This is a genomic window from Variovorax sp. GrIS 2.14, assembly GCF_046115955.1.
Classification (GTDB): Bacteria; Pseudomonadota; Gammaproteobacteria; order Burkholderiales; family Burkholderiaceae_C; genus Variovorax.
In genome coordinates this window covers 39,165-54,138 of the sequence record NZ_JBJXIA010000011.1, presented here as the reverse complement: position 1 = coordinate 54,138, position 14,974 = coordinate 39,165, and the positions used below count along the sequence as shown (strand labels likewise).

13 protein-coding genes and 1 other RNA gene are annotated in these 14,974 nt (G+C 61.8%); 12 read left to right on the top strand and 2 right to left on the bottom strand.

The window, feature by feature from the left end:
• Positions 1 to 3: 3 nt before the first annotated feature.
• Both RCH10_RS17765 and gyrA read right to left on the bottom strand, forming a co-directional pair.
• The gene (locus RCH10_RS17765; RefSeq protein WP_323497375.1) at positions 4 to 591 is read right to left on the bottom strand and encodes a hypothetical protein; all 588 of its coding nucleotides are present in this window, start codon (positions 589 to 591) and stop codon (positions 4 to 6) included.
• Positions 584 to 3,232: a DNA gyrase subunit A gene (gyrA, locus tag RCH10_RS17760; protein ID WP_409053412.1), complete on the bottom strand. Its 2,649-nt coding sequence runs from the start codon at positions 3,230 to 3,232 to the stop codon at positions 584 to 586. Before gyrA ends, RCH10_RS17765 begins: the two co-directional genes overlap by 8 nt.
• A 224-nt stretch (positions 3,233 to 3,456) precedes the next feature.
• Between gyrA and ompA the strand changes: the two genes are divergently transcribed.
• From ompA to RCH10_RS17700, 12 genes are all read left to right on the top strand, one after another.
• Complete coding sequence (gene ompA / locus RCH10_RS17755; protein WP_187051077.1) at positions 3,457 to 4,110, top strand: outer membrane protein OmpA; 654 nt, start codon at positions 3,457 to 3,459, stop codon at positions 4,108 to 4,110.
• 91 nt (positions 4,111 to 4,201) lie between these two features.
• Positions 4,202 to 4,924: a bifunctional 2-polyprenyl-6-hydroxyphenol methylase/3-demethylubiquinol 3-O-methyltransferase UbiG gene (ubiG, locus tag RCH10_RS17750; protein ID WP_409053411.1), complete on the top strand. Its 723-nt coding sequence runs from the start codon at positions 4,202 to 4,204 to the stop codon at positions 4,922 to 4,924.
• Positions 4,924 to 5,601 (top strand): HAD-IA family hydrolase, encoded by a 678-nt coding sequence (locus tag RCH10_RS17745; RefSeq protein WP_323497371.1) that lies wholly within the window; start codon positions 4,924 to 4,926, stop codon positions 5,599 to 5,601. Before ubiG ends, RCH10_RS17745 begins: the two co-directional genes overlap by 1 nt.
• Positions 5,602 to 5,613: 12 nt before the next feature.
• Positions 5,614 to 6,000: a transfer-messenger RNA gene (gene ssrA, locus RCH10_RS17740) on the top strand.
• A 165-nt stretch (positions 6,001 to 6,165) separates the two neighbouring features.
• A complete protein-coding gene (locus tag RCH10_RS17735; RefSeq protein WP_409053410.1) occupies positions 6,166 to 7,761 on the top strand; it encodes a methyltransferase regulatory domain-containing protein in 1,596 nt (531 codons plus the stop codon).
• Entirely contained in the window at positions 7,758 to 9,533 is a 1,776-nt protein-coding gene (gene ggt, locus RCH10_RS17730) for a gamma-glutamyltransferase (RefSeq protein WP_409053409.1), read from the top strand. The genes RCH10_RS17735 and ggt overlap by 4 nt, the downstream gene beginning before the upstream one ends.
• Positions 9,534 to 9,536: 3 nt before the next feature.
• A complete protein-coding gene (locus tag RCH10_RS17725) occupies positions 9,537 to 10,265 on the top strand; it encodes a pseudouridine synthase (protein WP_409053408.1) in 729 nt (242 codons plus the stop codon).
• 60 nt (positions 10,266 to 10,325) lie between these two features.
• Positions 10,326 to 11,333 (top strand): YncE family protein, encoded by a 1,008-nt coding sequence (locus RCH10_RS17720; RefSeq protein ID WP_409053407.1) that lies wholly within the window; start codon positions 10,326 to 10,328, stop codon positions 11,331 to 11,333.
• Positions 11,317 to 12,138 carry a polysaccharide deacetylase family protein gene (locus RCH10_RS17715; protein WP_409053406.1) on the top strand — a complete coding sequence of 274 codons (822 nt, stop codon included), beginning with the start codon at positions 11,317 to 11,319 and terminating at the stop codon, positions 12,136 to 12,138. Before RCH10_RS17720 ends, RCH10_RS17715 begins: the two co-directional genes overlap by 17 nt.
• Positions 12,139 to 12,150: 12 nt before the next feature.
• A complete protein-coding gene (locus tag RCH10_RS17710; RefSeq protein WP_323497366.1) occupies positions 12,151 to 13,125 on the top strand; it encodes a sterol desaturase family protein in 975 nt (324 codons plus the stop codon).
• A gap of 37 nt (positions 13,126 to 13,162) precedes the next feature.
• On the top strand, positions 13,163 to 14,038 hold the full coding sequence (locus RCH10_RS17705; protein ID WP_409053405.1) for an EI24 domain-containing protein: 876 nt from the start codon (positions 13,163 to 13,165) through the stop codon (positions 14,036 to 14,038).
• On the top strand, positions 14,035 to 14,859 hold the full coding sequence (locus RCH10_RS17700) for a molybdopterin-binding protein (RefSeq protein ID WP_323497363.1): 825 nt from the start codon (positions 14,035 to 14,037) through the stop codon (positions 14,857 to 14,859). The genes RCH10_RS17705 and RCH10_RS17700 overlap by 4 nt, the downstream gene beginning before the upstream one ends.
• The last annotated feature ends 115 nt before the right edge of the window (positions 14,860 to 14,974 follow it).

The following is a 14,974-nucleotide window of genomic DNA, read 5'->3' as shown; positions in this document are numbered from 1 at the left end:
TGATTACTTCTTGGCAGGCGCTTTGGCGGGTGGCGCAGGGCGGCTGGCGGCCGGTGCAGCGCCTCCGACCGGAGCGCCCAGAGCCTTGGCGACGTTCTCGTCGAGCGTCTTCATCTTCGGCTCGATGGTCGAACGCGTTTCTGCAACCAGCTTTTCGGTCAGAGCGGTCTGCATCTTCGGATTCAGTTCCTGGTACTTCTTGCTCAACGGCGAGCTGATCCAGGCGACCAGTTGCTTCAGCTCGTCGGCGGTAAAACTCTGGTCCATGAGGGGGCCGAGCGCGTCAGGGGCGAGTGCGACGGCCTTGTCGCGCACGATGGGGTACGACTCGTCGAAATACTTTTTGAGCTCGGCATCGGCAGCCTTTGCGGCAGCCTCGCGCTTGTCGGCGGGCACCTGAGTTTGAAGGTAAGCGGAACCGGCCTGAGCGATTGGGGCACTCGACTGTTCGACCAAACCGCGCGCAAGCGATTCGATTCCGGGGCGTTGCAGCTCGATGAACTGCTTGATGAGCGGCGCCTTGTCCTGGGCCATGGCCATGGAACTGGCGGCCAGCGCCGTGGTCAGCAGCGCGAGTTTGAATTTATTCACTGGGATTCTCCGTTGAAGATGAGGAAGTGTCGTCGGTGCCGGGCTCGAGCTCGGCCACGGCATCGTTTTCGACGATGCGTTGTAGACCGCTGAGTTTGGCGCCTTCATCGAGGCCGATCAGCGTGACGCCTTGCGTCGCGCGACCGAGTTCGCGAATTTCGGCGACACGGGTGCGAACGAGCACGCCCTTGTCGGTAATGAGCATGATTTCGTCGTCCGCGTGCACCAGAGTGGCGGCAACCACCTTGCCGTTGCGCTCGCTCTGTTGAATCGCAATCATGCCTTTGGTTCCGCGACCATGACGCGTGTATTCGGTAATGCTTGTGCGCTTTCCGTAACCATTCGCTGTTGCCGTCAGCACGCTTTGTTGCTCGTCTTCCGCCACCAACATGGCAATAACGCCCTGGCCGTCTTCGAGCATCATGCCGCGCACACCGCGTGCATTGCGGCCCATCGGGCGTACGTCGTTTTCGTCGAAGCGAACCGCTTTGCCGCCGTCTGAGAAAAGCATGACGTCGTGCTTGCCGTCCGTCAGTGCGGCGCCGACCAGATAGTCGCCCGGATCGAGGTCGACGGCAATGATGCCGGCCTTGCGCGGGTTGCTGAACTCGTCGAGCGTTGTCTTCTTGACCGTTCCCATCGAGGTCGACATAAAAACGTATTGATCGGCAGGGAAGGTGCGCTTTTCGCCGGTCAGCGCCAGCACGACGTTGATTTTTTCGCCTTCTTGCAGCGGGAACATGTTGACGATCGGTCGTCCGCGCGACCCGCGTGAACCTGCCGGGACTTCCCAGACCTTGAGCCAGTACAGTCGGCCTCGGTTCGAGAAGCACAGGATGTAGTCGTGTGTGTTGGCGATGAAGAGCTGGTCGATCCAGTCGTCCTCTTTCGTCGCCGTGGCCTGCTTGCCGCGGCCGCCACGCTTCTGGGCCCGGTACTCGCCGAGAGGCTGGCTCTTTATATAGCCGCTGTGCGAAAGCGTAACCACCATGTCGGTGGGCGTGATCAGGTCTTCGGTCGACAGGTCGAAAGCGCTGTGCTCGATCTGGCTGCGGCGCGCGCCGAGCTTGGTCTGTCCGAATTCCTGTTTGATGGCCGCCAGTTCGTCGCCAATGATGGTCGAAACGCGTTCCGGCTTGGCCAGAATGTCGAGCAGGTCGTCAATCTCGGACATCACTTCTTTGTACTCGGAGACGATCTTGTCCTGCTCGAGGCCGGTCAGGCGCTGCAGGCGCATTTGCAGGATTTCCTGGGCCTGCGTTTCAGACAGCCGGTACAGACCGTCGCCGCCCATGCCGAACTCGGCTTCCAGCCCGTCAGGCCGATAGTCGTCGGCGTTGATCACACCGCCGTCGGCGCGTGTGCGGGTGAGCATTTCGCGCACGAGCTTGCTGTCCCACGGGCGCGCCATCAGCTCGGACTTGGCCACCGGCGGCGTTGGCGCATTGCGGATGATCGCAATAAATTCGTCGATGTTCGCGAGTGCGACGGCAAGGCCTTCCAGCACATGGCCGCGTTCGCGGGCTTTGCGCAAGGTGTAGACGGTGCGGCGCGTCACCACTTCGCGGCGGTGCGTCAGGAAGACCTCGATCAGATCCTTCAAGCTGCACAGCTTGGGCTGACCGTCGATCAGCGCGACCATGTTGATCCCGAAAGTGTCCTGTAGCTGGGTCTGCTTGTAGAGGTTGTTCAGCACGACCTCCGGCACTTCACCGCGCTTGAGCTCGATCACCAGCCGCATGCCCGACTTGTCGGATTCGTCCTGGATGTGGCTGATGCCTTCGATCTTCTTCTCGTGGACCAGCTCGGCCATGCGCTCCTGAAGCGTCTTCTTGTTCACTTGGTAAGGCAGCTCGTCGACGATGATCGACTGCCGCTGACCGCGGTCGATGTCCTCGAAGTGGCAGCGGGCGCGCATCACGACCTTGCCGCGTCCGGTGCGGTACCCGTCCTTGATGCCGTTGATGCCGTAGATGATCCCGGCGGTAGGGAAGTCGGGTCCCGGAATGATCTCCATCAGCTCGTCGATCGAGGCGGTCGGGTTGCGCAGCAAATGCAGGCAGGCGTCGACCACTTCGTTCAGGTTATGCGGAGGGATGTTGGTGGCCATACCCACTGCAATTCCGCCGGCGCCATTGACCAGCAAATTGGGTAGCTTGCTCGGCAGAACAGCAGGCTCTCTTTCGGAGCCATCGTAATTGTCCTGAAAATCGATCGTTTCCTTGTCGATATCGGCCAGCATTTCGTGCGCAATTTTTGCGAGCCGAATTTCGGTATATCGCATTGCCGCGGCCATATCGCCGTCGACCGATCCGAAATTACCTTGGCCGTCGACCAGCATGTGGCGCATCGAAAAGTTCTGCGCCATGCGAACGATGGTGTCGTAGACCGACTGGTCGCCGTGCGGGTGGTACTTGCCGATGACGTCGCCGACGATACGGGCCGACTTCTTGTACGGCCGGTTCCAGTCGTTGTTGAGTTCGTGCATCGCGAAGAGCACGCGCCGATGCACTGGTTTGAGGCCGTCGCGCGCATCGGGCAGTGCGCGACCGACGATCACGCTCATCGCGTAATCCAGGTAGCTGCGGCGCATCTCCTCTTCGAGACTAATAGGTAAGGTTTCTTTGGCGAACGAGGTCATGGGTGGCACGCAGACAGCAAGGAGGCGAAATTTTACGCTTCAAGGGGTGTCGCACCGCCGCAACACAAGGCGGCTATTCGGCCTCTGTCCTACGATTCCAAGGGCGCCAGCGAGCTGTTTGCCAAAGACCCTATGGCACAATCGCCTCAACGTTTTGGGTGGTGGTCACTTAAAACGTCCTTGATTCGCAGCGCGGCTGCGGCTTTTTCCCCAAGAGGAGAACCATGAAGAAACTGAATAAAGTGGCGATGACGTTTGCAGTCGCTGCGCTCGCCACGGCCGCCGGCGCGCAGACGCGTGTTACCGCTGCTGATGGTGGTGCCGTGATCGACAACTGGCAAAACAGCACGAACGAACTGGTGTGGAAGAACGGCACCAACGAACTCTGCTGGCGCGATGCCAACTGGACGCCCGCAACGGCTGCCAAGGGTTGCGATGGCGCGCTCGTCCCCGCTGCCCCTCCTGTTGCTGGCGTCGTGCCCGCAGCGCCTGGCGCAGCTCCGGCTCCGCCGGCAGTTGCCGCATCGAAGGTTACCTTCGCTGCTGATGCATTCTTCGACTTCGACAAGTCGGTCCTGAAGCCTGAAGGTCGCGCCAAGCTGACCGACCTGGTCTCCAAGATCCGTGGCGTCAATCTCGAAGTGATCATCGCTGTCGGTCACACCGACTCGATCGGCACCGTGCCTTACAACCAGCGTCTGTCGGTTCGCCGCGCCGAAGCTGTCAAGGCATTCCTGGTCTCCCAAGGTATCGAACGCAACCGCGTTTACACCGAAGGCAAGGGCGAGTCGCAACCTGTTGCTGACAACAAGACCAAAGAAGGTCGCGCCAAGAACCGCCGCGTGGAAATCGAAGTGGTCGGTACCCGCGCCAACTGATTCGAAAGAATCGGCTGAAAACGAACCCCGCCTTGGCGGGGTTTTTTTTATGCCTGACGGCCACACGTTTGTGCCGCTTCATAATCTGGTTATGACCGAAACAGTGAATGCCGATCCCGCCGAACTCGCCAAATTCTCGGAGCTCGCGCACCGTTGGTGGGATTTGGAGAGCGAATTCAAACCGCTTCACGAAATTAATCCATTGCGACTCGAATGGATCGATGCAATCGTGCCCGTTGGCGGCAAGCGAGTCCTGGATGTCGGCTGTGGAGGTGGAATTCTTGCCGACTCGATGGCCCGCAAAGGGGCGGATGTGCTTGGCGTCGATCTTGCCGAAAAGGCACTCAAAGTCGCCCAATTGCATGCGTTGGAAGCCGGTACCCGAAGCGTCCAGTACCGGGAAGTCAGCGCCGAGGCGCTCGCGGCAGAACAGCCGGGCGCCTTCGATGTCGTGACGTGCATGGAAATGCTGGAGCATGTGCCTGAACCCGGCTCGGTCGTGCAAGCCTGCGCCAACCTGGTAAAGCCGGGCGGCTGGGTCTTTTTCTCTACGATCAACCGCAGTCCGAAGTCTTTCCTGTTCGCCATCGTCGGAGCCGAATACTTGCTGGGTTTGCTTCCCCGCGGCACGCACGAGTATCAGAAGATGATCCGCCCCAGCGAGTTGGCGGCACATTGCAGGGCGGCCGGGTTGGATCTCCGGCAGACGCGCGGCATGGAACACAACCCGCTGACCCGTCGCTATTGGCTCAGCTCCGACACAAGCGTGAACTACATGTTCGCTACGCAAAAGCCGTTGGCGGTTGCAGCCTGATGTTGACCAGCGATATCCAGGCCGTTTTGTTCGACCTGGACGGCACGTTGATCGACAGCGCGCCTGATCTCGGTGCTGCCGCTGATGAGATGCGCACCGACCGCGGCATGGCATCGATCCCATTGGAGCGATACCGCCCAATGGCGGGCGCCGGTGCCCGCGGCATGCTCGGTGTGGCCTTCGACATCACACCGGACGCGATGGAGTTTCTTACCTTGAGGGAAGAGTTTTTCGTCAAGTACGAAAACCGGATGCTGAGGAACACGCTGGCTTTCGACGGGGTGCCCGAGCTCATCGCAGCGCTGACATTTGGAGGCGTTCCCTGGGGCGTCGTGACCAACAAGTCGGCGCGCTTTACCGGTCCTCTCACCGGCGCGATGCCATTGTTCGCAACTGCGGGTGCTGTCGTCAGCGGTGACACCACGCCGTTCTCCAAGCCGCATCCGGAGCCATTGTTCGAAGCGGCCCGTCGATTGGGGGTAGACCCGGCTGCATGCGTGTATGTGGGCGACGATGAGCGCGACATCGTCGCAGGCCGCGCTGCGGGAATGTGGACGGTAGCGGCGACGTACGGCTATATGGGCGCGCAAGCTGACGTGACGCTTTGGCAGGCCGATGCCACCATCTCTTTTCCAATGGCGCTCCTGGCGCTCTTGCAGCGGGCGAATAAGGCCTAAAATACGACACTTGGGGCTGCACTGGTTTCGACGTGGGTTCGGAATCGCAGTGGTGCATGTCGAGCTGAATGCGCTCGTAAAACAGATTCAAACAAACTAACTGCAAACGACGAACGTTTCGCACTCGCCGCTTAATTGCCGGTGAGCTTTGCAACAGCAGGCCGATGGGCTGGGCAAGGGGGCTTTAGAGCAATCTAGAGCCTCCCGGCTGCAAAGATAATTACATGGGCTGGCTCCGATCCGGGTACCTTGGGTTGGGGCAAGAAAATAGGGTGCTGGCGGCCGGTGTAGCGTGCGACTGCGCGACATCGGTGGCGAGACTTAAATCAGATCGCTAAACATGTAGATCTGCGCGATGAAGGCTTGCGGACGGGGGTTCAAATCCCCCCAGCTCCACCACTTTCCTTGATGGGCCAACTCTTACCGGTTGGCCCTTTCTCGTGGCGCGGCCGGGGATCCGTTGATACCGCGTCCTCCATAGCCTCGATGAGCCGCGGTTTAGCGCGGCTATAGTCGGTCGGGTTTCGGCGGGGTTCCTCGCCAACCTCGATGACCAGGATCGCCATGTCGGAAACACTGACCTCCGCACTCACCCGGTACTACGACTCGGTGCCGTACGACTCCCACCCGTTTCCCCAAACGGCGGTGGAACACCTCGAAGCGCTGGCGTACATGTTCGGACTCGATGCGCCGCGGCCGGAGCACGCACGCGTGCTCGAACTCGGTTGTGCCTCGGGCGGCAACCTCATCCCTTTCGCTTCCAGGCATTCGGAAGCCACTGCGCTGGGCATCGACCTGTCGACGGTGCAGATCTCGCAGGGTGTCGACGCGATCCGGCTGTCGGGCCTTGCCAATGTCACGCTGCGCGCATTCGACATCGCCGCCATTGATGCTTCGTTCGGACAGTTCGACTACATCGTCTGCCACGGCGTCTATAGCTGGGTGCCGCCCGAAGTGCAGGACGCCATTCTTCGCGTCTGCTCAGAGAATCTCGCGCCGAATGGCGTCGCATACATCAGTTACAACGTTTATCCGGGCTGGAAGGCGCGTGAGATCGTGCGCGACGCGATGATTCTGCGCGGCGCGCCGCGTGACGAGCCCGACGAGAAGCTCTCTTATGCGCGCGGCATGCTGGAGTTTCTGGAGCAATCGGCTCGGCCCGACAGCGTGCTCAAGAAGACGCTCGAAGAGACGATGCCGATCGTTCGCAGCGCGAACAGCTCGTATCTGCTGCACGAGTTTCTCGAGCCCTGCAATGCGCCGTGCTATTTCAAGCAGTTCGTCGAGCGTGCCGGTGCCCACGGTCTGGCTTACCTGGCCGATGCCGAGCCCTCGTCGATGTTCGTCCAGAACTACGGCGAGAAGGTTCGCGATCCGCTGCTGCGAGAGTGCGGCGGCAGCCAGGTTCTGATGGAGCAGTACCTCGACTTTCTGGTCAACCGGACGTTCAGGCAGACGCTGCTGGTCAAGCAGGACCGGGCCGGCGATATTCGGTACCGCCTCGATCCCGAACGCAACGGCAAGCTCGAATATGCGGGGACCTTCAGCGCGCAAGACGGCACGCCGCTGACCCTCGACAACCGCGAGCAACCCTGCAATGCGATGCGCAACCTGAAGGTGACGTTGCGCCTGCCAGTGCACAAGGCGGTCGCGCAAGTGCTCGATGAAAGCTATCCCGCCACGGTGTCGACCGACGCGCTCATCGCTGCGGTAGCCGAGCGCACAGGTGATCTGCGAACCTCTGTTGAGCCCTTTGTCGCGGGCATGCTCGAAGAGTTGCTGATTCTCGGTGCGGTGCGGATACGGCGAGGCTCCAAGACGGCGGCCAAGGCTGTCTCGGATCGTCCTGTCGCGTTGGCGGCAATTCGTCGTGCACCCGGCTTGGCGCTGACCGCCGGACCTGCTGCCAGCGTCTGCAACCAATGGCATGAACCCGTGGCGCTGTCGTTGCTCGAGCGCTGCCTGTTGCCGCTGCTCGATGGCTCGAATTCCCACGAAGCATTGGCCGAGCATCTCGCCAGCGAAGCGCGCGCCGAGAGGCTTCGCTTCATCAAGGATGACAAGCCGATCACCGATGCCCATGCTCTCAAGGAGTTCACGCTCAAGCAGGTCGAGCTGGCGCTGGCGGATTTGCGGCGCAAGGCGTTGCTCGTCGCATGAGCGTTAGCGGTACCGTGTCTCGAACGGCGACGACAGGCGACTTGAGGCGATCGAGATGGCGATGTGCAGTTGCCGCCGTCCTTGTCTTTTGGAGCGCAACAGCGCAGCAAGCCGATGCGGCGTCGCAAGCGCCGGTAGCCGCCCAAAACGGCATGATCGTTTCGGCGCAGCACCTGGCGACGAAGGTCGGCGTCGATGTGCTGAAGCGCGGCGGCAATGCTGTCGATGCTTCGGTCGCGGTCGGCTATGCACTGGCGGTGGTCTATCCGGCGGCCGGCAACCTGGGGGGTGGCGGCTTCATGACATTGGAGCTGGCGGACGGTCGCAAGACCTTTCTGGACTTTCGCGAAAAAGCACCCTTGGCCGCAACCGCAGACATGTACCTGGACCGCGCTGGTAATGTTGTCGACGGGCTGAGCACGCGCGGCCATTTGGCGGTCGCCATTCCGGGTACCGTGTCGGGGCTCGAGTTCGCGCGCTCGAAGTACGGCACCATGCCGCGCGGCGCCCTGATCGCGCCGGCGATCGCGCTGGCGGAGCGTGGTTTCGCACTGGGGCAGGGCGACATCGACATGCTTCGGACGGCTACCGATGCCTTTAGGAAAGACGCCGCGTCGGCAGCCATATTTCTCAACCACGGCGAGCCCTTTGCGGTCGGCCAGAAGATCGTGCAAAAAGATCTGGCGACGACGCTCAAAGCCATCAGTCGCAACGGCACTAACGGGTTTTACAAGGGTCCGGTCACGGCCGCCATCGTTGCGTCGAGCCAGGCAGGCAAGGGGCTCATCACACAGGCCGATCTCGACCAATACCAGACGCGCGAGCTGGCGCCCATCGAGTGCGACTACCGCGGCTACCACGTGATATCGGCGCCGCCACCGAGTTCCGGCGGCGTCATCATCTGCGAGATGCTGAACGTGCTCGAAGGCTATCCGCTGAAAGAGTTGGGCTACCGCTCTGCGCAGGCCGTGCACTACCAGATCGAGGCGATGCGGCATGCCTACGTCGACCGCAATAGTTACCTCGGCGACCCGGACTTCGTGAAGAACCCGCTCGACCGGTTGCTCGACAAGGCTTATGCCGTGAAGATCCGCGCTGCGATCGACCCGAAGAAGGCCGGCATTTCGCAAGACATCAAGCACGGCGTGGCGCCGCACGAAGGCAGCAACACCACCCACTACTCCATCATGGACCGGTGGGGCAACGCGGTGTCGGTGACCTACACGCTGAACGACTGGTTCGGTGCCAAGGTCACGGCCGCGAAGACCGGCGTCTTGCTGAACAACGAAATGGACGACTTCACCTCGAAAGTTGGCGTGCCCAACATGTACGGGCTGGTACAGGGCGAAGCCAATGCGATCGCGCCTGGCAAGCGTCCGCTGAGTTCGATGAGCCCGACCATCGTCAGCAAAGACGGCAAGCCGGTGCTGGTGCTCGGCACGCCGGGCGGCAGCCGCATCATCACGGCGGTATTGCTGACGATCGTGAACATCATCGACTACGGCATGAACGTGCAGGAAGCCGTCGACGCCCCGCGCTTTCATCAGCAGTGGATGCCCGACGAGACCAGCGCCGAACCTTACGTCTTCAGTCCGGACACCCTGAAATTGCTGACCGAGATCGGTCACCGTTTCACCACCCCGCAACCTGCCAATCACATGGCTGCCATCCTCGTCGGGGCGCCGTCGCTTGGCGGCAAACCGGTTGGCAACAACCGCTTTTATGGCGCCAACGACCCGCGACGAAACACGGGTTTGGCCCTCGGATACTGACAAGTGCAACTGCAAGAAATTCTCTACACCCAAGGCTTCGGCACGCGGCGCGTTTGCGCAGGGCTGGTCCAGCAGGGCTACGTCACCATCAGCGGCGCCGTGATCGTCGATCCTTCAGCCGACATCGACGTCGCCGGCCTTCAATTCACGGTGCAGGGTAAGGCGTGGGAGTACCACGACAAGGCTTACCTCATGCTTCACAAGCCGAGCGGCACCGAGTGTTCGCAAAAGCCTTCGACCTACCCGAGCATCTACACATTGCTGCCTTCGCCCTTGAGGCTTCGGCCCAATAAAGGCGCAGTTCAGGGCGTACAGGCTGTCGGGCGGCTCGACCAGGACACGACCGGGCTGCTGCTGATGACCGACGACGGCCATTTCATCCATCGCATGGGTTCACCCAAGCACCATGTGCCCAAGGTCTACGAGGTGACGACCAAGCATCCCGTCGATGCCGCTCAGGTCGACAACTTGCTTGCTGGCGTTGTACTCGACGACGATCCCAAACCAGTGCGCGCGGCCGCCTGTGAAGCCACCGGCGAGCTGCAATTGCGCCTGACATTGACTGAAGGCAAGTACCACCAGGTCAAGCGAATGGTCGCTGCCGTCGGCAACCGCGTCGAGGCATTGCATCGTTCGCGAATCGGCTCGCTCGTGTTGACCGACGCCTTGCCGGCGGGCCAGTGGCGCTGGCTCGCCGCCGACGAGGTCGAGGCGCTTCGAAGCTCACGCTGACGTCAGCCAATGGGCAGGGTCGACCGTTAAAATACAAGACCTTATTTCGGACTTATTCTTTTGCTCTCTCTTGTCCTGCCGACCGGCCGCTTCGCGGGCTTTTTGTTGCTGTGTGCCGTTCTCGTGGCACCCCTCTTTCAGCCGGTCGTCGCCGCCGAGCTTCCGCCTATCTTTGTTCTGAATTCGCTCGACGCCAGCGTCAGCGTCATCAGTCCCGACGACTGGACCGAAAAGCAGCGCATCACGACCGGCAAGGAGCCGCATCACATCTACATGACGCCAGACGAAAAGTCCGTCATCGTGGCGAATTCGGCGGGCGATTCCCTGACGTTTTTGAACCCGCGCACAGCTGAAGTGCAACGCGTCGTCTACGGGATCATCGATCCGTACCAGCTGCAGTTCTCGCGCGACATGAAGTGGTTCGTCACAGCCGGTAACCGCCTCAATCACGTCGATATCTACCGCTGGGACGGCAAGGACCTGAAGCTTGCCAAGCGCATCCCGACCGGCAAGACGCCGAGCCACATCTGGATCGACGGTACCAGCACGATCGCCTATGTGACGATGCAGGACAGCGACGAGTTGATCTCGATCGACCTCGCCACGCAGGCCATCCGCTGGCGTATACCCACGGGCGCCATGCCGGCCGATATTTTCGGCATCCATGGCGGTAAGACGCTGCTGGTCGGGCTTACTGGCAGCGATGGCGTTCAGGTGTTCGACGTGGCGGGTGCGGAACCAAAACTGGTTGGCAAGATTCCGACCGGCAAGGGAGCGCATGCCTTCCGCGCGGCTGGCGACGGGCGCAGTGTTTTCATCAGCAACCGCGTGGCCAACACGATCAGCCGTATCGACATTGAAACGCTCAAGGTGACCGACGAATATCCCGTGCCTGGCGGCCCGGATTGCATGGACGTGTCCGCCGACGGCAAGACTTTGTATGTGACTTCTCGCTGGGCCAAGAAGCTCAGCATCGTCGATCTGGCGAGCCACAAGGTGATTCGGCAAATCAACGTGGGGCGTTCGCCTCACGGTGTCTGGACGCTGGACCATGCCAAGCTCTACTAAGTTCGCGAGTGTTTTCGTCGCACTCATCGCTGCCTGCGCGGTGCCGCTGAGTGCAGCAGCACAGGGCACTCCAGGCACCCCGAACACCTGCGAAAAACCCGTCTACCTGACCCTCGACACCGGCCACATGGGCATCGCCCCACTGGTAGCCGATGTGCTTAAGCGCCAGAACGTGCGGGTCACGTTCTTCGCCGCGGCCGAACGCACGCAGACCGATGGCGACAGTCTCGACAACCATTGGGCCGCATGGTGGAAGGCGAGGGCGGCCGAAGGCAACGAGTTCGGCTCGCACACCTATGACCACGTCTATTGGCGCAGCGACGAGAAAAGCGTCGAACCGCGTTTCCGCGTGCGGCCCTCGGCCGGCGCACTCGCCGGGCGTGAGTTCACCTGGAGCGCGGCGGAGTACTGCGAGAACATCGCGAAGTCGTCGGAGCGATTGGCGTTGATCACGGGAAAGAAGCCGCTGCCGTTGTTTCGCGCACCGGGTGGCAAGACCTCTCCGAAGTTACTCGCCGCAGCCCGCGCTTGCGGCTTCGCTCATGTCGGCTGGGCGCCAGAAGGCTTCCTCGGTGACGAACTGCCGAGCGAATCGTTCAGCAACGAGAAACTGCTCGCGCAGTCGCTCGCCACGATCAAGCCGGGCGATATCCTGCTCGCGCACCTGGGCATCTGGTCGCGCAATGACCCGTGGGCGCCGGCCGATCTGGAGCCGCTCATCGTCGGCCTCAAGACCAAGGGCTTCTGCTTCGAAACGCTGCGTCAGCATCCGGATTACCGCGCCTGGATCGCGGCCCATCCTTGACCAGGTGACATCATGGTCGAGTGGCTGACAGATCACTTTTCGGCGCTGCAGGGCTGGTTCTTCGAGTCGGCCGTGCAGCCACTCGTTTATGCCGTCGGTCTCGGTGGCTGGACCGAAGACGCTTTCGACGCAACGGGTTGGCTGCTGGTCGGGCTGATCCAGATTCTGGTGCTGCTGGCAGTCATCGGGCCACTGCAACGCTGGCGGCCGGCCGAGCTGGTGGTCGACAAGCGCGCCATTCGCACCGACATCCTGTACACGTTGATCCACCGCCTCGGGTTTTTCAGGCTCGCGATCTTCTTCTTGCTGCAGCCGGTGTTCGACGATGCACTCGGCAGCCTGCGTGGGTCCGGCTGGGGCACGCTGCATCTCGATGAACTGTGGCCGGGCGTTACCGACGTGCCGTGGATCGCTTTTGCGATGTACCTCGTGGTGCTGGACTTCGTCGAATACCTGATCCATCGCGGTCAACATGGCTTCACTTGGTGGTGGGGCCTGCATTCGCTGCACCACTCGCAGCGGCAGATGACGATGTGGAGCGACAACCGCAACCACCTGCTCGACGACGTGATCCACGACATCATCATCGTGGTCGTGGCGCAGCTGATCGGTGTGGCGCCGGGCCAGTTCATTGCCGTGGTCGCTTTCACACAGCTGAGCGAGAGCCTGCAACATGCCAACTTGAGATTGAGCTTCGGCGCCATCGGCGAGCGGCTGTGGATCAGCCCACGCTTTCACCGGCTCCATCACAGCATCGGTCTCGGGCACGAGTCTGGCGGTGCAAAGACTTTGGGCGGGCACAACTTCGGCGTGCTGCTCCCGTGGTGGGACATGCTATTTCGCACCGTCAACTTCGAGCCGCGCTACGACGCGACAGGCATTCGCGATCAGATCGAGCCTGACGCATCCGGGCGGCTGCGCGACTACGGCCGCGGCTTCTGGGCGCAGCAATTGTTCGCGCTGAAGCGCATGGTGGGCCGCGGCTGACGCTGGCGGTCGTTGGCCAGCGTTATCCTCTCGGCCGATGCGTTTACTCCTCGATTCCTTTTGGCGCGCTGTAGCTTACTGCCTGCGGCCTCGCGTGATGCTGCTGTCCTTTCTGCCGCTTGTCGTGATGGCGGTGCTGGCGGGCGGCATCGGCTATTTCTACTGGGCGCCTGCCGTTGCGTGGACGCGTGAAGCGCTCGACGCCTGGCCACTGTTGTCCAGCGTATGGGGCTGGATTGGCGGGCTCTTTTCGGCCGACCCGCGTACGTTCCTCGCGCCGCTTGCCGTGGTGCTCGCCAGCACTCCGTTGTTGGTCCTCGTGTCGCTCATCGTCGTGGCCGCCTTCATGGCGCCGGCTTTGACACGCCTCGTGGCGGAGCGCCGCTTCCCGGCGCTGGAGCAGAAGAAGGGCGCCTCGATGCTCGGTAGCATCGCGCGCTCCATCGGCGTCACTTTGCTGGCGCTCGTCGCGCTTATCGTGTCGATGCCGCTTTGGCTGATTCCGCCGCTCGTATTGATCCTGCCTCCGTTGATCTGGGGCTGGCTCACCTACCGCGTCATGAGCTTCGACGCGCTGGCCGAACACGCCAGTGCCGAAGAACGGGCCACCTTGCTGCGCACCCACCGGCTTCCGTTGCTCGGCATCGGCGTGCTGTGCGGTTACCTCGGCGCGGCGCCGAGCATCGTGTGGGCGTCCGGCATTCTTTTCGCGGCCGCTTTTTTCGTGCTGGTGCCGATCGCGATCTGGATCTATACCCTCGTGTTTGCGTTTTCTGCGCTCTGGTTCGCACATTACTGTCTCGATGCGCTCAACCAGCTGCGGGCACAGCGAGGGGCGCTGGCTGCCAACACTGCGGCTGTTCCGCTTCCTTCGATTCCCGCTGCATCGGCTTCCCAATGGAGTTCCCCATGACCCGTCAATCCAGTCCCGGGGCCAAGCGCGCCTTCGGCCTCATCATCGTCGGCGACGAGATCCTGTCGGGCAAACGTGTCGACAAGCACATGCCCAAAGTCATCGAACTGCTTGCCGCGCGCGGCCTGCCGCTGGCTTGGGCGGAATACGTCGGCGACGAGCCACTGCGCATCACGGCGGCGCTGGCCCGGGCTTTCGCTTCCGGCGATATCGTCTTTTCTACCGGGGGCATCGGCGCCACGCCCGACGACCATACGCGCCAGTGCGCTGCTGCGGCGCTCGGCGTGCCTCTCGCGCTGCACCCGGAGGCCGAGGTGCTGATCCGCGAGCGGATGCAAGACACGGCCCGTGAGTCGGGCGTACCTTACGAGCCCGATCGCCCCGACAACGTGCACCGTTTGAACATGGGTGTGTTCCCGCTCGGCTCGAACATCATCGTCAACCCGTACAACAAGATTCCGGGCTTCAGCGTGGCCGACGTGCACTTCGTTCCTGGCTTCCCGGTGATGGCTTGGCCGATGATCGAATCGGTGCTCGACAGTCGCTACGCTGGGCTTTTTGCGCACGGCTCGGCGGCTGAAAAATCAGTCATCGTCTTCGGTGCGATGGAAGCCACCCTCACCCCGCTGATGGAAGAGATCGAGCGCACACACGCGGGCATCAAGGTGTTCAGCCTGCCCAGCGTCGACCATCCGACCTACGGGCGGCACATCGAATTGGGCGTCAAGGGCGATCCCGGCGAGATCGAGGCTGCGTATTCACAGCTTCTGGAAGGGTTGCGCACCTTTGATGCGCGTCTTGGCCCTGAATTGGTGCGTTAATTGCGATTGCACCAAGAAGGCGAGCGACCGCCTTCTTTTGGACTCATGGGCCGCAGAACCCAGCCAGGCTCAGGGGACAATGGCACAAAACCTGCATTCATTTCTTCCGCGTTTC